30 protein-coding genes are annotated in these 23,553 nt (G+C 64.0%); 16 read left to right on the forward strand and 14 right to left on the reverse strand.

Going from position 1 to position 23,553, the window contains the following annotated elements; translation table 11 throughout:
• Window positions 1-5: 5 nt before the first annotated feature.
• From HRU92_RS11530 to HRU92_RS11545, 4 genes are read right to left on the reverse strand one after another with little or no spacing between them, the layout of a single operon-like run.
• Window positions 6-896 carry a transglutaminase family protein gene (locus HRU92_RS11530; protein ID WP_127754178.1) on the reverse strand — a complete coding sequence of 297 codons (891 nt, stop codon included), beginning with the start codon at window positions 894-896 and terminating at the stop codon, window positions 6-8.
• Entirely contained in the window at window positions 893-1,981 is a 1,089-nt protein-coding gene (locus HRU92_RS11535) for an AAA family ATPase (protein ID WP_172124463.1), read from the reverse strand. The genes HRU92_RS11530 and HRU92_RS11535 overlap by 4 nt, the downstream gene beginning before the upstream one ends.
• Window positions 1,981-2,664, reverse strand: coding sequence for a fumarylacetoacetate hydrolase family protein (locus HRU92_RS11540; RefSeq protein ID WP_127754180.1), 684 nt, complete (start codon window positions 2,662-2,664; stop codon window positions 1,981-1,983). Before HRU92_RS11540 ends, HRU92_RS11535 begins: the two co-directional genes overlap by 1 nt.
• The gene (locus HRU92_RS11545) at window positions 2,657-3,718 is read right to left on the reverse strand and encodes an aldo/keto reductase (protein ID WP_172124465.1); all 1,062 of its coding nucleotides are present in this window, start codon (window positions 3,716-3,718) and stop codon (window positions 2,657-2,659) included. Before HRU92_RS11545 ends, HRU92_RS11540 begins: the two co-directional genes overlap by 8 nt.
• A 118-nt stretch (window positions 3,719-3,836) precedes the next feature.
• On the opposite strand from HRU92_RS11545, the gene HRU92_RS11550 reads away from it, so the two are divergent.
• The 3 genes from HRU92_RS11550 (at window position 3,837) to HRU92_RS11560 (ending at window position 6,389) form a co-directional block, all read left to right on the forward strand.
• Entirely contained in the window at window positions 3,837-4,703 is an 867-nt protein-coding gene (locus HRU92_RS11550) for an EamA family transporter (protein WP_248307072.1), read from the forward strand.
• A gap of 73 nt (window positions 4,704-4,776) precedes the next feature.
• Window positions 4,777-5,154 carry a YciI family protein gene (locus tag HRU92_RS11555; protein ID WP_127754182.1) on the forward strand — a complete coding sequence of 126 codons (378 nt, stop codon included), beginning with the start codon at window positions 4,777-4,779 and terminating at the stop codon, window positions 5,152-5,154.
• Complete coding sequence (locus HRU92_RS11560) at window positions 5,151-6,389, forward strand: RNA polymerase sigma factor (RefSeq protein WP_172124467.1); 1,239 nt, start codon at window positions 5,151-5,153, stop codon at window positions 6,387-6,389. Before HRU92_RS11555 ends, HRU92_RS11560 begins: the two co-directional genes overlap by 4 nt.
• A 114-nt stretch (window positions 6,390-6,503) precedes the next feature.
• On the opposite strand, the gene HRU92_RS11565 is transcribed toward HRU92_RS11560, so the two are convergent.
• From HRU92_RS11565 to HRU92_RS11585, 5 genes are all read right to left on the reverse strand, one after another.
• Window positions 6,504-6,851, reverse strand: coding sequence for a DUF2934 domain-containing protein (locus HRU92_RS11565; protein WP_173088183.1), 348 nt, complete (start codon window positions 6,849-6,851; stop codon window positions 6,504-6,506).
• A gap of 45 nt (window positions 6,852-6,896) precedes the next feature.
• Complete coding sequence (locus HRU92_RS11570) at window positions 6,897-7,100, reverse strand: hypothetical protein (RefSeq protein ID WP_127754185.1); 204 nt, start codon at window positions 7,098-7,100, stop codon at window positions 6,897-6,899.
• Between the two features lie 5 nt (window positions 7,101-7,105).
• Window positions 7,106-7,294 carry a hypothetical protein gene (locus tag HRU92_RS11575; protein WP_127754186.1) on the reverse strand — a complete coding sequence of 63 codons (189 nt, stop codon included), beginning with the start codon at window positions 7,292-7,294 and terminating at the stop codon, window positions 7,106-7,108.
• Window positions 7,295-7,371: 77 nt separating this feature from the next.
• Window positions 7,372-7,890 carry a metallophosphoesterase family protein gene (locus HRU92_RS11580; RefSeq protein ID WP_127754187.1) on the reverse strand — a complete coding sequence of 173 codons (519 nt, stop codon included), beginning with the start codon at window positions 7,888-7,890 and terminating at the stop codon, window positions 7,372-7,374.
• Between the two features lie 45 nt (window positions 7,891-7,935).
• Window positions 7,936-8,241, reverse strand: a complete 306-nt coding sequence (locus HRU92_RS11585; protein ID WP_127754188.1) for a hypothetical protein — start codon at window positions 8,239-8,241, stop codon at window positions 7,936-7,938.
• A 131-nt stretch (window positions 8,242-8,372) separates the two neighbouring features.
• Between HRU92_RS11585 and HRU92_RS11590 the strand changes: the two genes are divergently transcribed.
• The 4 genes from HRU92_RS11590 (at window position 8,373) to HRU92_RS11605 (ending at window position 11,345) form a co-directional block, all read left to right on the forward strand.
• A complete protein-coding gene (locus HRU92_RS11590; protein ID WP_127754189.1) occupies window positions 8,373-8,660 on the forward strand; it encodes a hypothetical protein in 288 nt (95 codons plus the stop codon).
• A 109-nt stretch (window positions 8,661-8,769) separates the two neighbouring features.
• Entirely contained in the window at window positions 8,770-10,143 is a 1,374-nt protein-coding gene (locus HRU92_RS11595) for a hypothetical protein (RefSeq protein ID WP_172124471.1), read from the forward strand.
• Window positions 10,140-11,018 carry an ATP-dependent Clp protease proteolytic subunit gene (locus tag HRU92_RS11600; protein WP_173088185.1) on the forward strand — a complete coding sequence of 293 codons (879 nt, stop codon included), beginning with the start codon at window positions 10,140-10,142 and terminating at the stop codon, window positions 11,016-11,018. Before HRU92_RS11595 ends, HRU92_RS11600 begins: the two co-directional genes overlap by 4 nt.
• 30 nt (window positions 11,019-11,048) lie before the next feature.
• A complete protein-coding gene (locus tag HRU92_RS11605) occupies window positions 11,049-11,345 on the forward strand; it encodes a hypothetical protein (RefSeq protein WP_127754192.1) in 297 nt (98 codons plus the stop codon).
• 3 nt (window positions 11,346-11,348) lie between these two features.
• Here the strand turns inward: HRU92_RS11605 and HRU92_RS11610 are convergent, their stop codons facing one another.
• Window positions 11,349-12,359, reverse strand: coding sequence for an LLM class flavin-dependent oxidoreductase (locus HRU92_RS11610; protein ID WP_173088187.1), 1,011 nt, complete (start codon window positions 12,357-12,359; stop codon window positions 11,349-11,351).
• Between the two features lie 195 nt (window positions 12,360-12,554).
• On the opposite strand from HRU92_RS11610, the gene HRU92_RS11615 reads away from it, so the two are divergent.
• Both HRU92_RS11615 and HRU92_RS11620 read left to right on the forward strand, forming a co-directional pair.
• Window positions 12,555-13,160 carry an acyloxyacyl hydrolase gene (locus HRU92_RS11615; protein WP_172124477.1) on the forward strand — a complete coding sequence of 202 codons (606 nt, stop codon included), beginning with the start codon at window positions 12,555-12,557 and terminating at the stop codon, window positions 13,158-13,160.
• An 83-nt stretch (window positions 13,161-13,243) separates the two neighbouring features.
• Window positions 13,244-13,780, forward strand: coding sequence for an acyloxyacyl hydrolase (locus HRU92_RS11620; protein WP_172124479.1), 537 nt, complete (start codon window positions 13,244-13,246; stop codon window positions 13,778-13,780).
• A 2-nt stretch (window positions 13,781-13,782) separates the two neighbouring features.
• Here the strand turns inward: HRU92_RS11620 and HRU92_RS11625 are convergent, their stop codons facing one another.
• The gene (locus HRU92_RS11625; protein WP_172124481.1) at window positions 13,783-14,973 is read right to left on the reverse strand and encodes an NAD(P)/FAD-dependent oxidoreductase; all 1,191 of its coding nucleotides are present in this window, start codon (window positions 14,971-14,973) and stop codon (window positions 13,783-13,785) included.
• A 421-nt stretch (window positions 14,974-15,394) separates the two neighbouring features.
• Between HRU92_RS11625 and HRU92_RS11630 the strand changes: the two genes are divergently transcribed.
• Together HRU92_RS11630 and HRU92_RS11635 are read left to right on the forward strand one after the other, a co-directional pair.
• Entirely contained in the window at window positions 15,395-16,438 is a 1,044-nt protein-coding gene (locus HRU92_RS11630) for an aspartate-semialdehyde dehydrogenase (RefSeq protein WP_172124483.1), read from the forward strand.
• Window positions 16,439-16,530: 92 nt separating this feature from the next.
• Window positions 16,531-17,424, forward strand: a complete 894-nt coding sequence (locus HRU92_RS11635) for an EamA family transporter (protein WP_172124487.1) — start codon at window positions 16,531-16,533, stop codon at window positions 17,422-17,424.
• Here HRU92_RS11635 and HRU92_RS11640 read toward each other — a convergent pair.
• Complete coding sequence (locus HRU92_RS11640) at window positions 17,405-18,046, reverse strand: carbonic anhydrase (RefSeq protein ID WP_172124489.1); 642 nt, start codon at window positions 18,044-18,046, stop codon at window positions 17,405-17,407. The two genes, HRU92_RS11635 and HRU92_RS11640, sit on opposite strands and share 20 nt — an antisense overlap.
• A 72-nt stretch (window positions 18,047-18,118) precedes the next feature.
• Here HRU92_RS11640 and HRU92_RS11645 point away from each other — a divergent pair, with 72 nt between their 5' ends.
• Entirely contained in the window at window positions 18,119-18,325 is a 207-nt protein-coding gene (locus HRU92_RS11645; protein WP_127754200.1) for a DUF1737 domain-containing protein, read from the forward strand.
• Here the strand turns inward: HRU92_RS11645 and HRU92_RS11650 are convergent.
• Window positions 18,322-18,891, reverse strand: coding sequence for an NUDIX domain-containing protein (locus tag HRU92_RS11650; RefSeq protein WP_172124492.1), 570 nt, complete (start codon window positions 18,889-18,891; stop codon window positions 18,322-18,324). The genes HRU92_RS11645 and HRU92_RS11650 overlap by 4 nt on opposite strands.
• A 210-nt stretch (window positions 18,892-19,101) precedes the next feature.
• Between HRU92_RS11650 and sdhC the strand changes: the two genes are divergently transcribed.
• From sdhC to HRU92_RS11670, 4 genes are all read left to right on the forward strand, one after another.
• Entirely contained in the window at window positions 19,102-19,491 is a 390-nt protein-coding gene (gene sdhC / locus HRU92_RS11655; RefSeq protein ID WP_173088246.1) for a succinate dehydrogenase, cytochrome b556 subunit, read from the forward strand.
• On the forward strand, window positions 19,491-19,883 hold the full coding sequence (gene sdhD, locus HRU92_RS11660) for a succinate dehydrogenase, hydrophobic membrane anchor protein (protein WP_172124495.1): 393 nt from the start codon (window positions 19,491-19,493) through the stop codon (window positions 19,881-19,883). The genes sdhC and sdhD overlap by 1 nt, the downstream gene beginning before the upstream one ends.
• Window positions 19,884-19,889: 6 nt before the next feature.
• A complete protein-coding gene (sdhA, locus tag HRU92_RS11665; protein ID WP_172124498.1) occupies window positions 19,890-21,692 on the forward strand; it encodes a succinate dehydrogenase flavoprotein subunit in 1,803 nt (600 codons plus the stop codon).
• Between the two features lie 87 nt (window positions 21,693-21,779).
• Window positions 21,780-22,562, forward strand: a complete 783-nt coding sequence (locus tag HRU92_RS11670; protein ID WP_127754204.1) for a succinate dehydrogenase iron-sulfur subunit — start codon at window positions 21,780-21,782, stop codon at window positions 22,560-22,562.
• Window positions 22,563-22,623: 61 nt separating this feature from the next.
• On the opposite strand, the gene HRU92_RS11675 is transcribed toward HRU92_RS11670, so the two are convergent.
• On the reverse strand, window positions 22,624-23,538 hold the full coding sequence (locus tag HRU92_RS11675) for a hypothetical protein (RefSeq protein ID WP_172124501.1): 915 nt from the start codon (window positions 23,536-23,538) through the stop codon (window positions 22,624-22,626).
• Window positions 23,539-23,553 lie beyond the last annotated feature (15 nt).

A 23,553-nucleotide genomic window follows, 5' to 3' on the forward strand; every position in this document is an offset into this window, starting at 1 on the left:
AGCCTTCAGCCCATAGAATCTTGCAGCGAGGTCACGCGCTCGACCCGGACTTCCACATCCATGCCCAGGTAATCCCCCGCAGCGCCGGTATAGGTGCCGGCAATGGGAATGGCCTGCCCGGGCTCGCGCGCCACCCCGACCCGGATCAGGTCGCGGGTGCCAATGATGCCATTGGTTGGATCAAATTCCACCCACCCGGCTCCCGGCAGGAAGACCTGGCACCAGGCATGGGTTGCGCCGCCGCCGCGATGACTGCCATCGCGGTCTGGGGAGTAAAGATAACCCGACACAAACCGGGCGGCGAGGCCGAGCGAGCGGACGGCCTCCATCATCAGCAGCGCGAAATCCCGGCAGGTGCCGCGCCGGCTCGACAGGGTGACGGAGGGGCGCTGCGTGCCCGGCTGGGTGCGCCGGATATAGGCAAAGCTTTCCTTGATGGCATAGGTCATGGTCATCAGCAGGTGACCGGTATTGGTGCTGCCCCGCGGATCAAGGAAGCGCCGCGCCCAGCTGTCGACTTCGGTTTCCTCGGGAAACTGGCGCTGGCTGGTGGGCCCCAGATCCACCGCGTCCGTGCCGCCATAGTCAAAGGGATACAGCTTGGCGCGCGGATCGATCTCGAAATCGGGCGAGCTTTCGGGCGCATGATCGAGCACCATGCTGGCGACGATGCGCAGCTCGTCAGCGGGCTTCTCGAAGCGCGCGAGGGCGATGCAATTGCCAAACACATCATGGATCCAGCGCACACCGACCGGTTCAGGCGAGATGCGAAGGGCAAAGGATTCCAGCGTTTGTTCCATGCTGTCACGCGGGCGCACCAGAAGGCGGTGCTCCCCGAACTGTACAGGACCGGCATAGCGGTAGACCGTCTCGTGCCTGACCTGGAGCAGGGTCATGAGACCACCGTGATCTTTTCGGCCGCCCGGGTGATGGCGGTGTAAAGCCAGCGCGCGCGTTCCTCACGGAACACGAAGCTTTCGTCGAACAAGTAGACATTGTCCCACTGGCTACCCTGCGCCTTGTGCACGGTCAGGCAATAGCCAAAGGTGAATTCATCAAATTGCCGCCGCTCGGGCCAGCTCATGGCGTCTTCTTCGCCCGAAAAGAACGCCTTGTGGGTCATTACCTTGGCTTCGCCCTTGCCCTCGTCAGCGCCCAGCAGCAGCGAATATTTGCCATTCGCCTTGCGCGCCACTTCGGTGACGATCCAGATCTGGCCATTGAGGAGGCGCTTGCGCGGATTGTTGCGCAGGCACACCATGCGATCGCCCACCACCGGCTCGTGAAATGGCAGGCCGCGCAACTCGCGCAGGCGGTCATTGTACTGCAGCCGCGTCTTGTTGCGTCCCACCAGCACCTGGTCGGCCTGGAGCACAGCATCGCGATCCACTGAGTCACGCCCGACCACCAGTGACTCGCCATAGCGGCCATGTTCGAGATAGCCGCCTTCGCGCACATCCATGGACAACCGGATGATCGGATTGTCGGCAGCCTGGCGATGGATTTCGGTGAGCATGATATCGGGCTCGTCGGCGGTGAAAAACCCCGCACCCTGCACCGGCGGCAGCTGGAAGGGGTCGCCCAGCACCAGCACCTTGACCCCAAAGGACAGCAGGTCCTGCCCCAGCTGCTCGTCTACCATCGAGACTTCATCGATGACGATGAGATCGGCATCCGCTGCGGGTGATTCCGGATCGAGCACGAAACGGGGCTCGCCTTCCTTTTCGCTCACCAGCGAATAGATCAGCGAATGGATGGTCTGGGCACCCTTGCAGCCACGCCGACGCATCACCAGCGCGGCCTTGCCGGTGAAGGCGGCATATTTAACGTTCTTGACGTCACTGCCCAGATGCACGGCAAGCGTCGACTTGCCGGTGCCCGCCCAGCCGAACAGCCGGAACACCTGCGGCCCGTCCCGATCCTTGAGCCAGCTGGACACGGCTTTGAGGGCCGCGTCCTGTTGTGCCGACCATTGCGTCATCAGCTGATCGTGGTCGCGATAGTGCCCACGCCTTCAATTGTGCCAACCAGCTGGTCGCCGCGCTGAACCGCGCCGACGCCGGCCGGCGTGCCGGTCATGATCAGATCGCCCGGCTCGAGACGAACCAGACCCGAGAGATAAGCGATGGTTTCAGCCACGCCCCAGAGCTGGTCACCCAGATCGCCACGCTGCCGCTCGACGCCATTAACGCTCAGAGTAATGGCACCCGTGCCGGGATGCCCGATCCGATCAACCGGCACGATGGTGCCGATGGGGGCGGACTGGTCAAAGCCCTTGGCCATGTCCCAGGGCCGGCCGGCCTTCTTGGCGACGGCCTGCAGGTCGCGCCGCGTCATGTCGAGGCCGGCGGCATAACCGAACACGTGATCGAGGGCCTGGCTTTCCGGGATGTCGACGCCGCCGGTGCCGATGGCCACCACCAGTTCGATCTCGTGGTGCAGGTCACTGGTTTGGGGGGGATAAGGCACCGCGCTGCTATCCGTCACCACGGCATCGGCGGGCTTGCAGAAAAAGAACGGAGCTTCGCGCGCGTCATTGCCCATTTCACGGGCGTGTTCGGCATAGTTGCGTCCAACGCAGAAAATGCGTCGCACCGGAAACATCCGTCCGTCATCCACAGGAAGGCCAACGGGTGCCGGTGGCGAAAACACAAACTCAGTCACGCTTGAATTCCTCTACATAAGAGCCCAGCAAATCCTGGTCGATGGGCCCAAGCCGGTCGTTGGCGGTAAAAGTCTGGTGCCAATAGGGATAAAGCAGCGGCGGCCGGCTGACGGCGTCGAGCCGCGCCCGCTCCTCATTGGAGAGCTTGAGCTCGGCGGCAGCGAGATTGTCGCGGAACTGCTCTTCGCTGCGCCCGCCGATGATCACCGAAGTGACGCCCGGCCGGCCCAGCAGCCAGGCCAGCGACACCTGCGCCCCCGACACATTGCGCTCTTCGGCAATGGCGACGATCACATCGATGATGTCATAGAGCCGATCCCAATCAGGCACCGGCGGCTCGCGCCAGCCCCCCACATGGCGGCCGGCATCGGGGCCGCCTTCGCGCCGGTATTTGCCCGACAGGAGTCCGCCGGCAAGCGGAGACCAAACGAGAATGCCCAGCCCCTGATCCTGGCTGATCGGCACCAGCTCATATTCGGCTTCGCGCGAATGGAGGGTGTAATGGATCTGCTGGGAAATGAAGCGTTCATTGTGGCGCTCGCCGGCAGCCTGGAGCGCCTTCATGATGTGCCAGCCAGAGTAATTGGAGCAGCCGATATAGCGGACATGGCCGTGCTTGACCAAGATGTCGAGCGCTTCCATGGTTTCTTCAACCGGGGTCATCCCGTCCCATTCATGGACTTGGTAAAGATCGATATGGTCGGTCTTGAGGCGCTTGAGGCTGGCCTTGCACTGCTCGATGATGTGATGGCGCGACAGACCCGCATCATTGGGACCATCGCCGGTGCGGAAGCGCACCTTGGTGGCAAGCAGGGTGCGCTCGCGGCGCCCGTTTTCGCTCAGCGCCACCCCGATCATCTCCTCGGACACGCCCTTGTTGTAGATATTGGCGGTGTCGAGCAGGTTGATGCCGTGATCGAGGCAGAGATCGATCTGGCGGGTGGCTTCGTCCTGGGGCGTGTTGCCCACCCGCTCGGAGCCACCAAAGGTCATGGTGCCCATGGTCAGGCTGGATACGCGAAGTCCCGAACGGCCGAGATAACGATACTCCATGGCGGAGCTCCTGTTGTGCTGGGTCGTTAGGGCTAGTGCGCAAACGCGGTCGGGTCAATGCGCGCTATGCGCGGGCACCCCAAAACTGCTACGAGTCTGGCCTCCACTGGAAGCCTTGTTGTTGCGGCCCGCCAATCCATTTGTATCTGTTTCGCTGGTGACGCTGGGCATGGTGGCCACGCAGATCGGCGCTTCGCTCGCCAAGGGGCTGTTCCTCCTGATCGGGGCAAGCGGCACCACGGCGCTGCGCCTGCTGCTTTCGGCGCTGGTGCTAGCCATCCTGTTCCGGCCCTGGCGGTTCCGGCTCGATCGGGCGCAGTGGCGCGCCGTGGGTTTTTATGGCGCTGCGATGGGCGCCATGAACCTGCTGTTTTATAGCGCGCTCGCCACCATTCCCCTTGGCGTCGCGGTGGCGCTGGAATTCACCGGCCCCCTGGCCGTGGCGCTGGCGGGCTCGCGCCGCGGCATTGATTTTGGCTGGGTGGCGCTGGCGGTGCTGGGGCTGCTGTTCCTTTTGCCGCTATTTGGCTTGTCTGAGCCGATGGACCCAATGGGGGTCGTTCTGGCACTGGCCGCCGGGGCGTTCTGGGCGGGCTATATTGTTTTCGGGCAGCGCGCGGGTACGGGTGGCGGGCCCCATACGGTGGCGCTGGGCGTGGGGCTTGGGGCAGCGCTGGTGCTGCCCTTCGGGCTGTGGAGTGCGGGCGCCGCCATGTTTGACCCGGCCATCCTGCCACTGGCGCTGGCCATGGCGCTCCTGTCCAGCGCCATTCCTTATTCGCTCGACATGCTGGCGTTGCCCCACCTGCCGGCGCGCACTTTTGGCATCCTGATGAGCGCACAGCCGGCGCTGGCCGCGTTGATGGGGCTGGTGCTCCTGGGCGAGCAATTGAGCGCGTGGCAATGGGCCGGCATTGGCGCGGTGATGCTGGCGTCGCTGGGCAGCACCGCCACAGCCCATCGCAGCCCGCCGCCACTGGCCTGAACCCGACGAAATCGGCTGCAAGGCCTGTCGGCTTTTGGCATAGTCCCGCGTCATCAATCAGAAGGGACGCGCCATGCTCTACGCCGTGTTGTGCTATAGTGACGAAAATGTCGTCGGCTCCTGGACCAAGGAAGAAGACGATGCCTGCCTTGCCCGCCTGGCCCAGGTGCAGGACCGGCTGGATCAAAAGGGCAAGCTCGGTCCCGTGGTGCGCCTGCTCCCCACCACCGCCGCGACCACGCTGCGCAAATCGGGCTCGGGCGAGCCGCTGGTGATCGACGGCCCCTTTGCCGAAACCAAGGAACAGTTCCTGGGCTTTTACGTCGCCGATTGCGAAACCCTCGATGAAGCGATCACCTTTGCCAAGGACCTCGCCAAAGCCAATCCGGTGCAGGGTTCCTATGAAATCCGGCCGCTTTCCATCTACAAACCCAGTGGACTCAAGCCATGACCGACAGCGCCTGGATCGCAGCAGCCCTTTCGGCAGCTCGCCCCCAGGCGCTGAGCGCCTTGTTGCGCTATTTCCGCGACCTTGATCGCGCCGAGGAAGCCTTTCAGGAGGCGAGCCTGCGCGCGATCAAGACCTGGCCCGAAAAAGGCCCGCCGCGCGAACCGGTGGCGTGGCTGGTTTTCGTGGGCCGCAACAGCGGCATCGACCAGGTGCGCAAGACCCGGCGCAATGTGCCCCTGCCCGCCGACGACATCCTCTCCGATCTCGACGATGCCGAAGCCGACATGGCCGAGCGGCTCGACAACGAGCATTATCGCGACGACATCCTGCGGCTGCTGTTCATCTGCTGCCATCCCGAATTGCCGGCCACCCAGCAGATCGCGCTGGCGCTGCGCATCGTGGCGGGCGTGCCCACCAGGCAGATCGCCCGCGCCTTCCTTGTGGGGGAAGCGGCGATGGAGCAACGTATCACCCGCGCCAAGGCGCGCGTCGCCGCCAATGCCGTGCCGTTCGACCCACCCGATGCGGTGGCCCGCGCCGAGCGGCTGGGGGCGGTGGCGCTGATGATCTACCTCATTTTCAATGAAGGCTATTCGCGCGGCCACTCCGATGAAGCGGCGGCGCGGCTTTGCGACGAGGCGATCCGGCTCGGACGCTTGCTGTTGCGCCTCTTCCCCACTGAACCCGAGATCATGGGCCTGCTGGCGCTGATGCTGCTGCAGCATGCGCGCAACCCCGCGCGCGCCGACGCCGCTGGCAATCTGGTCCTGCTGGAAGACCAGGATCGCAGCTTGTGGAACGGCCAGATGGCGGCCGAGGGGCTGGCCTTGGTGCAAAAAGCGCTGCGGCACGGGGAGCCCGGCGCCTATCAGGTGCAGGCTGCCATCGCCGCCCGGCACGCCGTGGCCCAAAGCGCCGCTGAAACCGACTGGGCCAGTATCGAGCAGCTATATGGCCTGCTCGAAGTGCTCCAGCCCTCCCCGGTGGTGACGCTCAACCGCGCCGTCGCCGTGAGCAAGGCGCGTGGGCCCGCCGCGGCGCTGGCGCTGGTGGAGCCCCTTGCCGAGCGCCTTGATGGCTATTTTCATTTCCATGGGGTGCGGGGCGGCTTGCTGCTGCAGCTGGGCGAACACGCCGCAGCGCGCGAAGCCTTCAACCGGGCGATTGCACTGGCGGGATCCCCCGCGGAAGCGGCCCATATTCGCGGCCACCTCGATCGGCTGGGAACGCTGTAAGATGGTGGTGACGATCCGGCGCCGCTCAACCAGCACAGTTCAAGCTAGCAAGCGAGGCTTCGTCGGCTGCAAGGGCGCAAAAAAGATGCCGGCGCGGACGCCGGCATCGGTTTGTTATTTGGCGGAATTCCCTCGGGCTCCGGCCTGACCGGCCGAGGAGCCTGCGCCCCCTGACTGGCGGGCACCGGCTTGCTGTTCGCCGATGGTGCCGCCGACCGGTCCGTCAATCCCGGTGGTTTGACTGCCAGGCGGCAAGGCCTCTGCAGGCGGAACGCCGATGGGATTGGGAACCATGTCCTCGATCCCGCCGCCGCCCTCGTCATCCTGCTCGCCCTGGGCGGAGAACTCATCGCTGGCCTGGCGCCAGTGATCCTCGTGGCGCCCTTCGGGGCGGCCTTCCTGCTCCCAGAGCTGGTAAGCGCGGTCCCGGGTCTTGCCTTCTTTATGCTCGTCCTGGTCCATCGGATTGCCTCCTCGGGCGGTTGTCAAAGGGGGTGTAAGCGGCGCCTAACCCTTGTCGCGGTTGTTGTGGGTGTGATGGCTGTCGCGCACCCCGCCCCCGCCTGAAACGTCGGACTGCCGCCCATTGGTCGGCTCCCCTGGCGCTGGACCGCGACCCTCAGTGGGGTCGGGAAGGTCCTCACGTTGGTGGCTGCTGCCGGGACCGCCATGGTGGCGATTGGCTTCCGGAATTTTCTGAGATGTAGACATGGCGCTCACCGATCGTGCTGCAGACCCTGATTGGTCGTGTTCTGCTTGATGTTGCCTTGGCGACCCTGCTGATCATAGTTGCGTTCGGCGCCATTGGCGGCGGCGTTGCTGGTATTTGGATCCAGGGTGGCCTCGCCGCCGGGGCCTTTGGTGCTCCGGTTGGCGGGTGGCACGGGAGGCAGATGTTTGCTCATCGTTGATCTCCTTTTGCGTAAGGGAAAACGTGCAAGCCCCCAGCATGTTCCCCAATTGGTGCCGACAATAACGGGAGCTAAGCGGGAAGCTTGGCCGCCCGGCGCGCCTTGCGGCTGGCCAGCACGGTTTGCAGCGGCACCGGCGCCCAGCCCTGCGGATCGACGCCCACGTCGTATTGGCGCGTGACCGGGCTTAGCCGTCCATGGGAGTGGCCATGCAGGTTGATGGACTTCTTGCCCTGCGCGTTCCAGGTGCGGAACGGATAGTGGCAAAGCACCAGCATATGGCCCTCCAGATGCAGTTCGGCATAATGTTGCACGCTGGCCCAGCCGTCGGCGGCCAAGGTGGCCGGCCCGTCATTATTGCCAATGATCAGGTGCTTGCGGCCGGGGAGCGCAGCGAGCAGGGCCGCAACGGTGGCGCTGTCGCCGCGGGAAAAATCGCCGAGATGCCAGACTTCATCCTCGGGGGAAACCGTCTGCGCCCAGGCGGCAACCAGCGCCGTGTCATGTTCGGCAACCGTGCTGAAGGGGCGCCGGTCGATGCGCAACACGCGCGGATCGCCAAAATGGCTGTCGCTGGTAAAGAAAATCATCCCGCCTCCCCGCCTGGCCGCGTCGAGCCTTGAGCCAAACACGCGTTAATAGGGTCGGGAAAGCGCGCCGCCACCATCGGCGAGCAGGGCGCGCCATTGCATGTGGTCCCCAAGGAAATTGGCGGGCGCAGCCTCGAACTCGACGATCACCCGCAACATCAGGCGATAGGCTTCATTGGACACGGCGAACACCAGCCGCAAGGGCCCCTGCTCGGGGATGAGTTCGGCGGCCACCTCCATGGCCGTGCGCAAGGCTTCCTCGCGCGCAGCCGGAAGGTCCTGCAACTCGACGCCGGTGTGATCGAGGCTGAGATCACCATTGGCCATCATGTCAAAGTAAAATCGGGGCATGCACTTAATTCCTGCTCGCACCAAGCAATGCTCAGCTCTCGCGATTGTTTCCGTCCGCTTCGATCACAATCTGGAACTCTGCTGCAGTTCTGCGCCTTTGTATCAATGGCAACAAAGGTCGGAGAGGTCCCATGCCCCGTTTTCAAACCTGCCCACCACATGCGGCACCCGCCGACGCGGTTGTGGTCAATATCTGGCATGCCCTGGGCCGGGTGGTTGGCGATGTGGGCTGCGCCCATTGCCCCAATGCAAGTGATTACATCGTCCCCGACTTCCCTCGACCGGTGCCGCTGGCGTTGGAACGCGCCGAGGAAGTTCGCGCCCATTGCGGGCTTGCCCGGGTGGTCATCGCCATTGATGATCCGAGCCTATGGAAAGCCGAATGGGGCGCATTGCTGCAAGCTGAAGGCGTTCATTGAACCCTGACGCTGTTTCGCCTGAATTCTTGACCTATTCGCCCTGATCTTGCCGGGTTAGGGCTATTGATTATGTCCGCAGCGGCTCCGTCGAGCCCCGGGGTCCTGATTCATGCAGCTCAAGCCGAACGCGTATAGGCTCAACGAAACCGTCAAGGGCGTTGAAACCATGACCCGCTTTGCCCTGGCCGTTTTGGCGCTGGCGTCGGGCGTTTACACCTATCTCGGGGTGCGCGGGCTACTGGATGGCTCGGCCACATTCGTGTTTTTCGCTGCCATCATTTATTCGGCCGCCGTCTCGGTCGCCATTTACGCCTTTTGGAGCTTTATGCTCCGTTTCGTGCCGCTGGTGACGTCGGGCGTGCAACGTGCGGGCCTGTTCGCCACCATGGCCGTGGGGTGCCTCATGATCATGGCCATGAGTTCATGGCTTAATGCCGCGGCATTGGCGGGCTCGGCGGCCACCGAGCAGCATATGGCGGTGACGCTCCAAGGCTATGCCGAGGACCTCGACCAGGCCCATGCCAATGCGCTGGCCGCCCAGTCGCTGCTGCCCGATGTGCAGCGCGCCGCGGAACGCTTTTCCGGGCTGGCCGCGGACGAGCGGGAGTCAGGCGCCCTGACCGGCACCACCGGCTCGGGCAGCGTCGTGCAATTGCTCACCCAGATGGGCACGCAGATGAACCAGTTGGCGGTCACCATCACCAGTTCGCGCGATGAAGTCGCCCTGCAGTTCGAACAAGGCTCGGCGCGCCTCGCCACCATGCGCGAGCTGGTATCAACGCCGGGCAGCATCGAGCCGCGACTGGATGGTTTCCAGGCCGAGGCCGTGCAACTGACCGCCGTGATCGCGGCGCTGCAGCAGACCGGCGTCGCCGCTTCGGTCAAGCGCGCTTCGGCCGATCTTTCCGCCGGCTTTATTGCTCCGGTCGCCGATGGGCAGATTGGCGACCTGGCCAATCGGCAGAACCAGGTGATGGAAACGGTGCGCACTTCGGTGGCGACCCAATCGGCGGCGCTGACCACCGCGGCCGACGAGATTCTGGCGACACCGGCCGTTGAGCAACGCCGCTTTGTGCCCCTGTCCAGCGCCGAAGCGGTGCTGCGCTATTGGCAGGACTTCATTCCTTCCTGGGCGGGCGCCATCTCCATCGATCTGTTGCCGGTGGTGCTGGTGTTGGTGCTGATGATCGTCAACGACGCCATGCGGCGGGAATCTGAATCTCTCGAAGAAGCGGAAAACATCACTGCCGCCGAAATGCTGCGCGCCATGGCGCTGTATCGCCAGATGGAAGCGGCGGGCGTGGTTGTTCCTCAGGCACCACCGGCGGAGCGGACCGAGCCCGAGACTGTGCCCGAAGCACCGATGGAGCCATTGGCGCCCGCTGCGGCCAGCCACACCGATCCAGCCGACGGGGCGGATGCGACAGTGACGCCAATCGACAGCGCCCAGCGCAAGCGGGGCGACGGCCCCGCGCGCGTATGAGCACGAGCGTCGAAGCGTCCGAAGAGCCGCAGCGCGCCTCCTGGGGCCGGCGCCTGGTCCAGCGGGCCGCGGCGGTGGACGATGGCGCAGTGATGCGCACCGCGTTCTGGGCGCTGCTGCTGGGCACGGTTTCGGTGCTGTTCGTCGACTTTCGCGAATTGACGCAAAACCAGGCCGCGCCCCTGCCCGTGCCGACGCAGCCCATCCTGCCGCCCGCCCCCGCCACAAACCCCGAGGCATCGCCGGGCGCCGGCACCCGCCCGGCGATCACCACCAGCCCCGAAGTGCTGGAAGGGGCCCTCGTCATCGGGCTGCGGCCCGGGGGCGAGTTGAGCCTTACGGGAACGCTCGATGTCGGCTCGGCGGAGCGGTTTGCCGCCGAGATTGCCGAGCGGGGCGAATATGTGCAAACTGTGGTTCTCGACTCCCCTGGAGGATCGGTCGTGGATGCACTGGCGATTGGCAGTCTGATCCACCAAAGGGGCCTTGCCACCAAGGTCGCCGCGGGCTCGCTTTGCGCCTCCTCCTGCCCCATCATATTCGCCTCGGGCGCCGAGCGGATCGCCAGCCCCGAAGCGGCTATAGGCGTGCACCAGATCTATGCAGCGGCGCTGGGCGGCAATGCCCAGGACGCGCTTCGGGTCGCCGGCACCGCGATGAGCGACGCGCAAACCACCACCGCCCAGATCACCCGGCATCTGGAACAAACCGGGGTTGATCCCGCGCTGTGGCTGCATGCGCTCGAAACGCCACCGCAGCTTTTATACTATTTCACGCCCGAGGAGATGCTGGCCCTGAGGTTGGCTACTCGGCTCGATAACGAAGATTTGGCCGATGGAACCGGAGGAGAAACGGAGCCGTTACGTGCCAGATAAGCCGGGAACCGGCAACAAGGGGAGGCGAGCATGTCTACAAACCAAACATTGACACGTCATCGCGACATCCAGGTCTGGGTGACGGGGCGACGCGGGCGGCCGGCGATCGCCCGGATACGCAATCCGGATGGCCAGCAACGGGCGCAGCTGCGCCTGAGCTTTGGCAGCCCGGTGAGCGACAAACGCGACCCGGCGGCCCTTGATGACGGGGTCAGCCCCTGTTCCTGGGCGGCGTGGCTGGCCGAGCTCGATCGCCAGCGCCTGGCGCTGCGCATCGACCCGGCTGCCGGCGCGTTCGAGCTGGTGGATCGCAACGCGCAGAACTGAGCCCTAGGAGCGCGGTTCAAGCCCAAGAGCGTCGGCGATCAGGCTATAGGAGCGCCGACGCAGTTCGTAGGAATGCATGGTCGTGGTGATCATCACCTCATCGGCCCCGGCCGCCTCGGCTTTCTGGCTGATGGCGGCCTTGACCGTTTCGGGCGACCCCACGATCCAAAGGCTCGACTGATGCTCGATCACCGCGCGCTGCTGGGCGGTGAGCGGATGGGCGATCGCCTGTTCGGGGGCAAACAAGCGGCGCTGTTCGCCCGAATGGAACAAGGCCCAGTTCACCTCCTGCGAGCTCGACAGGAACCGCGCTTCCTCGTCGGTTGGGGCGCAGATCACCGACAGGCATAGCAGCGTGCGCGGCGCGGGAAAGGCTCCGGTGGGCGTGAAGGCTTCGCGATAAGCGGCAAAGGCAGGCGCGGCTGGCGTTTGGCTGAAATGGGCGGCAAAGGCATAGCCGATCCCGAGCTGCCCGGCCGCCGTGGCGCTCGAGCCCGAGGAACCCAGCAGCCAAAGCGGAGGGAGGCTGATGCCGCCGGGCGCAACGGCGACATGCGAGAATGGATGCTCGGGGGGAAAGCCTTCTTCCTCAAAGGCCAGCATCTCGCTCAAATACTGCGCGAACTCCTCGCCGCCGCCGGTGCGCAGGGCGCGCATGGCATAGCCGTCGCCACCCGGCGCGCGCCCCAGGCCCAGATCGATGCGGCCGGGATGCAGGGCTTCAAGCGTGCGATAGGCCTCGACGATCCGCAGCGGCGCGTGATTGAGCAGCATCACCCCGCCCGACCCCACGCGGATGGATTTGGTGTGAGCGGCGGCACTGCCAATCAGGATTTCGGGCACGGAGGACGCGATTGAGGGCATGCCATGATGCTCGGCATACCAAAGCCTGGTGTAACCCAGCTGGTCGCCCAGCTGCGCCAGCTTGATGGTCTCAGCCATGGCCTGGGGCGTGGTGGTGCCATCAGCGATGGGCGCGAGATCCTGGATGGAAAGGGCGAAGGGTGCGGTCATGGGCTTTGGGCTTTCGCGGCTAGTCTTTGCCCCCTCATATCGGTAAATTACGATGAAAGCGAGACAGCGTGGCGGCGTGAGGGCTACCGAGGCGTGGCGCGCGCAGCACAGAGCGGGGGTAATCAGGCGGCAGTGGTTGACTCGGCCGGGCTCTTGCCGGTTACTGACGCCGATCAATACCTTCCGAGTGCGGCCATGACCAAATCCCTTCCAGCTTGCCTCGTGGCGGCTTTGCTGCTCGGCACTGCCGCTCCCGCAGTGGCGCAGACCGATGTCGCCGCCCTGCCCTCGGCCGGCGTGCTGGACATTGTCGATGAAGTGCGCGTGGGCCTGGCGTTCCACGGCGTTTATTACACGCTGATCCCGCAGGATTTCGGCGACTGGGATTATAGCCGGCTCGAGGACGTGACCTTCGACGTTCTCTTCACCTCCCCTGATCTCGATGCCTTCCGCTGGATCGGCGCGCCGCGGCCAGAAATTGGCGCCACCATCAATCTCGAGGGCGAGGACAGCCTCGTGCATGCGGGCCTGACCTGGCAGGCGCATCTCTTTGATAGCCCGGTGTTCGTGGAAGGCACCTTTGGCGCGGCGATCCACAATGGTTATCTGGGCGACGACGCGCCGGACGGCCGGCGCAAGTTCGGCTGCCGCGTCAATTTCTACGAGCGCATCGGGCTGGGCGTCGACCTGACGGAAAACGCCACCGCCACCTTGGCCTATGAGCACTCCTCCAATGCCGAGCTGTGCGACTACAATGCCGGGATCTCCAACCTCTCGCTCAAATTTGGCTGGAAGTTCTAGCCGGTTAAGCTGCGCTTAGGCATAGCAACGCAATGATGGGAAGGCCGGCGATCCCCGGCCTTTTTGTTTTGCGTAGGCCCGCCATGCTCCGTTTCTGCCTTCCCCTCCTTGCCCTGCTGGCCACCACTGCACCCGCCTGGGCGCAGGTGGATCTGCTGCCCGAAATCCGCGCCGGTGTTTTTGCGCGCGATGCGGGCGCCGATCTATTCGATGGCGGGCGGATCGAGGACGCCAATGTGGAGCTGCTGTTTGCACCCGATTGGGGTCAGCTGGGGCCCTTGGGCGAAATCCGGCCGCATATCGGGGCCACGCTCAATACGGCGGGGCATGAAAGCCTGGTTTATGCCGGCGCCAGCTGGACCGTGCATGTGCCAGTGCTGCCGGTCTGGGGCGAGGCGAGCCTGGGTGCCGCATTGCACAATGGCGAGTGGCTCGACGATGACGTACCCCAGCGCTGGGGCTGCACCGCGCTGCTGCGCGCCTCGGCCAGCGTCGGGGTCAATGTCTTGCCCGGCGCGGCGGTGATGCTGACGGCCGAGCACCTGACCGATGGCGGCGCCTGTGGCGGCCCCGACGAGGGCGTCACTAATGTGGGCGTGCGCGCGGCACTGCGCTTCTAGGCTCAGGCGACCTGGCCGGCGGCCCGGCCCGAGGCCCAGGCCCATTGAAAGTTGTAGCCCCCGAGCCAGCCGGTGACATCAACCACTTCGCCCACGAAATAAAGGCCGGGCACATCACGCGCAGCCATGGTCTTGGCGTCGAGATCGCGCGTGTCGATGCCGCCCAGCGTCACTTCGGCGGTCCGGTAGCCTTCCGTGCCGACGGGCTTGAGCGTCCAGTCCGACAGGATCGCGGCGGCCTGGTCGAGCTTCTTGTCGGAAAAGTCGCCGACGATCCCGGGCAGGTTGAGCTCATCACCGAGGAGCTGGGCGAGCTTTTTGGGCAGGAAATTGCCCAAGACGGTCTGGATCTGCAGCTTGGGCGTGGTTTGCCGCGCCTGGCGCAACAGCTGCCCCGGATTGCGCCCGGGCATCAGATCCACCCCGATCGGATCGCCCTCGCGCCAATAGCTCGAAATCTGCAGGATCGCCGGGCCGGAAAGACCGCGATGGGTGAACAGCAGCGCTTCGGCGAACCGGATTTTGCCGTGGCGCACCACGGCGTCCGTGGCAATACCGGCAAGCTCCTTAAGGCGCTCGAGCGCGCCCGTTTCAAAGGTCAGCGGTACCAGTGCCGGCCGGGTGTCCGTGACGCGGAGGCCGAACTGGGCCGCGAGCTGATAGCCAAAGCCGGTGGCGCCCATCTTGGGAATGGACTTGCCGCCGGTGGCGACGATGAGGCTGTCGCAGGTTACCGAACTGGTCGAGAGCTGGAGGGCAAAGCCGGTGTCCTCCTTGCTCACCGCTTCGATCGCCGTTTCCAGCACCAAGGTCACACCGGCCTGCCGCATTTCGCTCAGGAGCATGCTGTTGATCTGAGTGGCAGGGCCATCGCAGAACAGCTGGCCCAGGGTTTTTTCGTGATAAGTGATGCCATAGCGCTGGACCATGGCGATGAACATTTCGGGCGTATAGCGGCTCAGCGCCGAGAGGGCGAAGCGGGGATTGTTGCTCAAAAAGCGATCCCGGCCCTTGTCGGTCGTCGCGTGGATATTGGTGAAGTTGCAGCGCCCCCCGCCCGAGATGCGGATCTTTTCGCCAGCATATTTGGCATGATCCACCACCAGCACGGTGCGACCGCGCTTGCCCGCTTCAATGGCCGCCATCATGCCGGCAGCGCCGGCGCCCAGCACCACGACGTCGTAGTGGATCATGCTCTGTCCTTTTTGGTTGGGCGCAGTTACCGCGATAGCCCAAGCGGGCGCAAGGCTTGCGAGGGGTGACGCAGTGGCAAGGGGCAACGGGCCGCAGGCGTCTGGCCCCGCCCTAGCAGCGGGGGAGCGCAGTAAAGGAAAGCCGCACAGCAGCCGTTGACTAAATCCTATTTGGGAGTATGACTTCGCCTGCTTTCCATTCAAGCAGTCAAACCATGCGCAGCATCAGCACATCAGTGACCTCATCCACCGCACGGCTGTTCGCGGGCGGCGGTGCTGCGCTTATGACTAAAACCACCAAAACCGCCTGAAGCTTTTCCCCGGGTCGCGCTCCCGCCGGGGAGAGGCCGAAACCGGATGACCATGGTCCCACCGGGATCGTGCGGGGCGGAAAATTGGTACAGGGACTGGAGTTCCATTCATGGGTTATCGCGTCGCAGTTGTAGGGGCCACAGGCAATGTGGGCCGCGAAGTTCTCGCCATCCTGGCCGAGCGCAAGTTTCCGGCCGACGAGGTCATTGCGCTGGCCTCATCGCGCTCCATCGGGCGCGAGCTGAGCTATGGCGACAAGATCCTCAAGGCCAAGAACCTTGACGATTTCGACTTCACCGGCGTGGATTTTGCCATCATGTCGGCCGGCGGCGCCATTTCCAAGGAATGGGCGCAGCGCATCGCGGCCAAGGGCTGCATCGTCATCGATAATTCCAGCTATTGGCGCTATAACAGCGACGTGCCGCTGGTGGTGCCCGAAGTGAACGCCCATGTGCTGGACGCCTTCATGGCCAATCCGCGCCGCACCAACATCATCGCCAATCCCAATTGCTCCACCGCCCAGCTGGTCGTGGCGCTCAAGCCCTTGCACGACTTTGCCAAGATCAAGCGCATCGTCGTATCGACCTACCAGTCAGTCTCGGGCGCGGGCAAGGAAGGCGTTGACGAGCTCTGGAACCAGACCAAGGGCATTTTCGTCAATGACAGCCCCGGCCAGGGCAACAAGTTCCCCAAGCAGATCGCCTTCAACGTCATTCCCCAGATCGATGTGTTCATGGAAGACGGCTACACCAAGGAAGAATGGAAGGTGCTGGCCGAAACCAAGAAGATCCTCGATCCAAAGATCCGCGTAACCTGCACGGCCGTGCGCGTGCCGGTGTTTGTGGGCCATTCGGAAGCGGTCAATATCGAGTTCGAAAACCCCATCACCGCCGATGAAGCGCGCGACATCCTGCGCGAAGCGCCGGGCATTTCGGTGCTCGATAAGCGTGAGCCCGGTGGCTATGCCACGCCGGTGGAGTGCGTGGGCGAATACGACACCTTCGTGTCGCGCATCCGCGAAGACGATACGGTGGAAAATGGCCTCGCCATGTGGGTGGTCTCGGACAATCTGCGCAAGGGCGCCGCGCTCAACACCATCCAGATCGCCGAAACCCTGATCGAGCGCGGCCTGATGGCCAAGAAGGCCGCCTAGCCTTAAGACTTTTCGCCGGCCCCTACCCGGGGGCCGGCATTGTTCACGCGGCCGACGGGGATCCGCCAAGCCCGCAGCCTGCAGGGTCCTCCATGTCTCCGCGCGATATTTTGCTCGCCCTTCTGGTTGTGACCGTCTGGGGCGTCAACTTCACCGTCATCAAGCTCAGCGTTGCCGAACTGCCGCCGGTGCTGGTCGCGGCGCTGCGGTTTTTCTTTGCCGCCGTGCCGGCCGTGTTCTTCGTGCGCCGGCCCGATGCACCCTGGCGCCTCGTGATCGCCTATGGACTGTTCATGGGCGTGGCGCTGTATGCACTGCTCAATCTCTCCATTTACCTCGGCATGCCCGCGAGCCTGGCGTCGCTCGTGCTCCAGGTGCAGGCCATGTTCACCATCCTTTTGGGCTTTGTGGTGTTGCGCGAGCGCCCACGGCCGCAGCAATTGCTGGGCGTGGCGGTGGCCTTTGGCGGCATTGCCCTGATCGGCAGCGTTGGGCTCGAAGGGGTCGGCTTTTTGCCCTTCGCCCTCATCATTGCGGCGGCAATGGCCTGGGGCGTCGCCAATATCGTGTCCAAGAAAGCCGGCAATATCGATATGCTGAGCTTCACCGTCTGGGGGAACCTGGTGGCGCCCCTGCCCCTGCTCTTGTTGTCGGTGGCGCTTGATGGTCCGGGCGTGGTCGCCCATGCGCTGACCCATCCCACCTGGCAGGTCACGGCGATGGTGGCGTTCCTCGCCTATCCCAATACGCTGTTCGGTTTTGCGGTGTGGAGCAATCTGCTCAAGCGCTACCCCACCGCGAGCGTGGCGCCCTTCACCCTGCTCGTGCCCGTGGCGGGCATCGCCTCGGGCGTCGTGTTTCTCGGGGAAACTATCGGGCGGGTGGAGATCGCCGGGGGCGCGCTGATCCTCATCGGCCTTGGCTTGGCGGTGATCCGCCGGCGCGAACCGGCGGCTTGCGCCGCGATCAGAGCTCCGGGCGGATAAAGTCGCCGGTTTCGCTGTCCATCACCCAGAGCTCGCCGGTTGAAATATCGAACCAGGCGCCATGCACGGCCAGCTTGCCCGCGCTTTCGAGCTCGGCCACATAGGGGAAGGTGCGCAGATTATTGATGGAGTTGCGGATGGAGATCCGCTCCAGCGCGGTTTGCCGCTCGGCCGAAGTCAGCAGCTTGTTGGCGCCCAACTGGTTAGGCAACTCGCCCAGCATGCCGATCCATTTGCCGATGAAGTCGCCATGGTCGAGCGGCTCGGCCGTGGGATCGAGCGCGGCGCGAATACCGCCGCAGCGGCCGTGACCCATGATCACGATATTGGCGATGCCCAGCGCCTTGACGGCAAACTCGATGCCCGCCGAGGTGCCGTGCTGGCCGCCATCGGGCTGGTAGGTTGGCACCAGATTGGCCACGTTGCGCAAGACGAACAATTCGCCCGGTCCCGCGTCAAAGATCATCTCGGGCGCAGCGCGGCTGTCGCAGCAGGCGATGATCATGGTGGTGGGATTTTGCCCAAAGGCGGCGAGGTCGCGAATCCGATCGCGCTCCCGGGAATAGCGCCCCGCCATAAAATTGGCGTGACCCTTCAAAAGGTGTTCAGGAAAGCGGTGCATGGGCTTTCAATTAGCTGTAAGAGCCAAAGAGATCAACTCCAGCGCGATAGCGCCAGCGCATCGGTGGCATGCATGATTATCTACCGGTTTTTGTCGGGTGAGGACGACGCGAGTTTTTGTCACAAGGTCACCAAGGCGCTTTCGGAAGGCTGGAGCCTGCATGGCTCGCCCACCTATGCCTATGATGCCTTCAGCAAGAAGATGCGCTGCGGGCAGGCGGTGACTAGGGTCGCCCCGGACCAGCCCTATGATCCCGACAAGAAGCTGGTCGACTACTAGCGCCGCTCAAGCGCCAGCCATTGCAGCATCATGATGGTCTTGCCATCGATGATCTCGCCCCGGCCGATCATGGCGAGCGCTTCCGCGAGCGGCAGCTCGAGCACTTCAATATCCTCGCCCTCATCGGCGAGCCCCCCGCCCGCGGCGGCCGAGCCGGCGTGGTAAAGCCCGAGATAGCAGCTGACTTTTTCCTGCACCGAGCCCGGGCTCATATAAGCGTCGAACATATGCTCGACACCGAAGGGCTCGTAGCCGGTTTCTTCCAGCGCCTCGCGCATCACCGCGGTTTGGGGCGCATCGTTGTCGACAAGCCCGGCACAAACCTCGACGAGGAAGGCTGGATCACCGGCGGCAAACACGGGATAGCGGAACTGGCGGATGAGGATGACCGTCTGCGCGTCCGGCTCGAACAGGAGAATGGCCGCTCCATGACCATGGTCATAGCATTCGCGCACCTGATGCTGCCAGGAACCATCGCTGCGCTGGTAGTCAAAGCTGGCCTTGGTGAGCGTGCCCCAGTTATTGGCCAGGGTTTCAACAGTAACGTCCTTGATCCGCTTGCTCACGCCGGCCCCTTTGATTCTGCCCCGGCGTTCTAGCCCATGGCCCTGGGCATCGCAAACCGCGCGGGATCGGCCGAGGAGGCAACATTGGTCAATTGCGGCGAAAGTTTATCCCTGCAAGACGTTTTCGGGCTTTGACCTTGCGACAGCTCGACGCTAGAAGTCTTGAACTATTCCAAACTGCAGCGGCTCTGCCGCGCCAGCGAGGCTGCATTGCCGGTTAGACCCCGTCCGATCTCCCCCCATCTGCAAATCTATCGCTGGACCATCACGATGACGATGTCGATCGTTCATCGTGCGACCGGCATTGCCAATTATGCGGGCTCGTCCCTGCTGGTGCTGTGGCTGGCCGCCGCCGCCTGGGGCGAGGAACTCCTCAATGTCGTCAATGCCATCTACGGCTCATGGCTCGGGCAGCTGGTGCTGTTTGGCTATACCTGGTCGTTGATCCACCACATGCTGGGCGGTTTGCGCCATTATGTGTGGGACCTGATCTATGGCCATGAGGCCGGCCAGCGCGAGGCGCTGAGCTGGGCCAATCTCGTGGCCTCGGTTGTCCTCACCCTCGTTGTCTGGACCATTTTCGTGTGGGTTGGCCGCTGATGCGCGAACAGATCATTTCCAAGGCCACCATCGCCAATCCCAAAAGCAAATATGGGGATGCGCGCTCCTCGACGAGCCACTTCATCCTGCAGCGCCTCTCAGGCGTCAGCAATATCGTGTTCCTGGGCTTTTTGATCTTCATCGTGGTGCGCCTCGCCGGCCAGGACCGCGCCGAGATGGTCGAGGTGATCGGCAATGCCTGGATCGGCCTGCCCTTTGCCGTGCTGCTCGTGATCGTGACGCTGCACATGCACAATGGCATGCGCGATATCCTCGAAGACTATTTCGCCGGCCGCACCTATAGCCTTTACATGATGCTCAACACCATGTGGACACTGGCGATCGCCGTGATCGGCGTGTTCTCCATTCTCAAGCTTGTATTCTGGGGTTAGTGGCTGATGGCTTCCACCTATGAGATCATCGACCACGAATTCGACGTGGTGGTGGTAGGGGCCGGTGGCGCCGGCCTCCGCGCGACCCTGGGCATGGCCGAACAGGGCTTCAACACCGCCTGCATCACCAAGGTCTTCCCCACCCGCAGCCACACCGTGGCCGCGCAGGGCGGCATTGCCGCTTCGCTCTCCAATATGGGCCCCGATAGCTGGCAGTGGCACATGTACGACACCGTCAAGGGGTCGGACTGGCTGGGCGACAATGACGCGATGGAGTATCTGGCGCGCGAAGCACCCGCGGCGATCTATGAGCTCGAGCATTATGGCGTGCCGTTTTCGCGCACCGAGGCGGGCAAGATCTACCAGCGCCCCTTTGGCGGGCACATGACCGAATATGGCGAAGGCCCGCCGGTGCAGCGCACCTGCGCCGCCGCCGACCGCACCGGCCACGCCATTCTCCATACGCTCTATGGCCAGTCGCTGCGCAACGACGCGCAGTTCTTCATCGAGTATTTCGCGCTCGACCTGATCATGGGCGAGGATGGCTCGTGCCAGGGTGTGATGGCCTGGAAGCTCGATGATGGCACCATGCACCGCTTCCGCGCCAAGCTCGTCGTCTTGGCGACCGGTGGCTATGGCCGCTCCTATTTCTCGGCGACATCAGCCCATACCTGCACCGGCGACGGCAATGGCATGGTGGCGCGCGCCGGCCTGCCGCTCCAGGACATGGAATTCGTGCAGTTCCATCCGACCGGCATCTATGGCGCGGGCGTGCTGATCACCGAAGGCGCGCGCGGCGAAGGCGGCTATCTCACCAATTCGGAAGGCGAGCGCTTCATGGAGCGCTATGCCCCCAATGCCAAGGATCTCGCCTCACGCGACGTCGTGAGCCGCTGCATGACGCTCGAGATCCGTGAAGGGCGGGGCGTGGGCCCCAAGAAGGACCACATCTTCCTTCACCTCGATCACCTTGATCCCAAAGTGCTCCATGAGCGCCTGCCCGGCATCACCGAATCGGCAAAGATCTTCGCCGGCGTCGATCTGACGCGCGAGCCGATCCCGGTGCTGCCGACCGTGCATTACAATATGGGCGGCATTCCCGCGAACTATCATGGCGAAGTGCTTTCCCCCACCGAAAGCGAGCCCGACCGCGTCGTGCCCGGCCTGATGGCCGTGGGCGAAGCGGCCTGCGCTTCGGTGCATGGCGCCAACCGGCTCGGCTCCAATTCGCTGACCGACCTCGTGGTGTTCGGCCGCGCCGCCGCCCTGCGCGCCGGCAAGGTGCTCGATCGCACGGCCCCCGTGCCCGCGATCAGCAAGAGCCAGGACGACAAGATCCTGGCCCGCTTCGATCGCTTGCGGAACGCCAATGGCAACCAGCCGACGGCCGACCTACGCGAAGCCATGCAGCGCACCATGCAGGAAGATGCCGCCGTGTTCCGCACCGGCGAAACCCTGCAATCGGGCGTGCAGCGCATGAGCGCCATCTATAACCAGATGGCCGATGTGCGCGTGTCGGATCGCTCGCTGATCTGGAATTCGGATCTGGTGGAAACGCTCGAGCTCGAAAACCTGATGGCCAATGCCATGGTCACCGTGGTGTCGGCCGAAGCGCGGCACGAATCGCGCGGCGCCCATGCCCGCGAGGATTTCCCGTCGCGCGACGACGTCAACTGGCGCAAGCACACGCTGAGCTGGATCGACACCGATACCGGTGCCGTGCGGCTGGGCTATCGCCCCGTCCATGTGGACCCGCTGACCGATGGCATTGATTTGAAGAAGATCGCGCCCAAGGCGCGCGTATACTAGGCGGGCGACGGGTAGCCTCGTGCAGCATACTGGATCGAGACCAAGCTCAGTGCCGCCGCAGCGGCGCTTAAGAGAGGAAGACGCATCATGGCCGAGCTGACGCTCCGAAAGGCCGATCGCCCGCTCAAGGGCAAGACCTGGCCCAAGCCGCAGAGCGCCAAGCGCCTGCGGGAATACCAGATCTATCGCTATGATCCCGATCTGGGCGACAATCCGCGCATCGACACCTATTTCGTCGATCTCGATGATTGCGGCCCAATGGTGCTCGATGGGCTGCTCTATATCAAGAACAAGGTCGATCCCACCCTGACCCTGCGCCGCTCCTGCCGCGAAGGCATCTGCGGGTCGTGCTCGATGAACATCAACGGGCTCAATACCTTGGCCTGCACCAAGGGCATGGATGACTCGGCCGGGCCGATCAAGGTTTACCCCCTGCCCCATATGCCGGTGGTCAAGGACCTGGTGCCGGACCTTTCCAATTTCTACGCGCAGCACCGCGCCATCGAGCCCTGGCTCAAGACCACTTCGCCAACTCCGACCAAGGAATGGACGCAGTCGGTGCCCGAGCGCGCCAAGCTCGACGGGCTTTATGAGTGCATCCTGTGCGCCTGCTGCTCCACCTCCTGCCCCAGCTATTGGTGGAACGGAGAGAAGTATCTGGGACCGGCGGCGCTGCTGCAGGCCTATCGCTGGCTGATCGATTCGCGCGACGAAACCACCCAGGAGCGGCTCGACGACCTCGAGGATCCGTTCAAGCTGTATCGCTGCCACACCATCATGAACTGCGCCAAGGTCTGCCCCAAGGGGCTGAACCCGGCCAAGGCTATCGCCGAAATCAAGAAGATGATGGTCGAGCGCCGCGCGGCGTGACGCACGGCACTGGAATGAGCAAACGGCGGGTCATGGACCCGCCGTTTGCATTTGAAAGAACCTAGTTCGGCTCCACCAGCGCCACGGAGCCGGCTTCAAACGCGGCCTTGCAATCGGCGCTGTCATGCATGGCATGTTCTTCGAACCGGTTCAGCGCCGCCCCCGGCCCTTCAAAGCGCGGGTCGTCGCATTCATCGTCATTGGCGTATTCGGACGTGTTGTCGCCAAAATCGATGCCCTCGGTCGGATAGGGTGCCCCGGCCTGGTAGCTGGGCTGGTACACGGCGCGGATGGCGACCTTGCCCTCGCTCTCCAGCGTCCGGCAATCGGTGGCGTCGGCCTGGATGTCTTCGGAGAGGAGCTTCTTGCTCGTCCCTTCGCCGCGAAAGCGCGGGTCATCACATTCCCCGTCATTGGCCCAGCGGCTGGTATCGCTGCCATAATCGAACTGGGTGACCGGCGGGGGCGCATTGGGATCGCGCAGGGTGATGGTGCCGGCCTCAAAGGCGGCACGGCAATCGGCCGCGTCATGCATGCGGTCGACCTCGAGCAATTCGTCCGCGACACCGGCACCCTCAAAGCGCGGATCATCGCATTCGTGGTCATTGGCCCATTGGCTGGTGTTATCGCCAAAATCGGGCGCCGCGGGTGGATTGGCCGCATTCCCCTGCCGCAAGGTGATCCGCCCCGCTTCAAATGCCGTACGACAATCGGTGGCGTCATGCAGCCGGTCAGCCTCGAGCAGTTCGACGGCTACGCCTTGGCCCTCGAAACGCGGATCATCGCACTCGCCATCATTGGCCCATTCGCCGGCATCGTCGCCCCAGTCGATAGCGCCGGTATCAGCGGCGGTGCCGGCGCTGGGCGCGGGCTCAAGGGAATTGGAGAGCTTGTCGCCAAAGGCCGATCCGAGCGTGCTGCCCATCAGCACCAGGACGCAGGCGATGGCCGGCAATGGCTTGTTGATCGCTTTCACTGATCTCTCCTTTGT

This window comes from Devosia sp. 1635 (genome assembly GCF_013185955.1).
Taxonomy (GTDB): domain Bacteria; phylum Pseudomonadota; class Alphaproteobacteria; order Rhizobiales; family Devosiaceae; genus Devosia.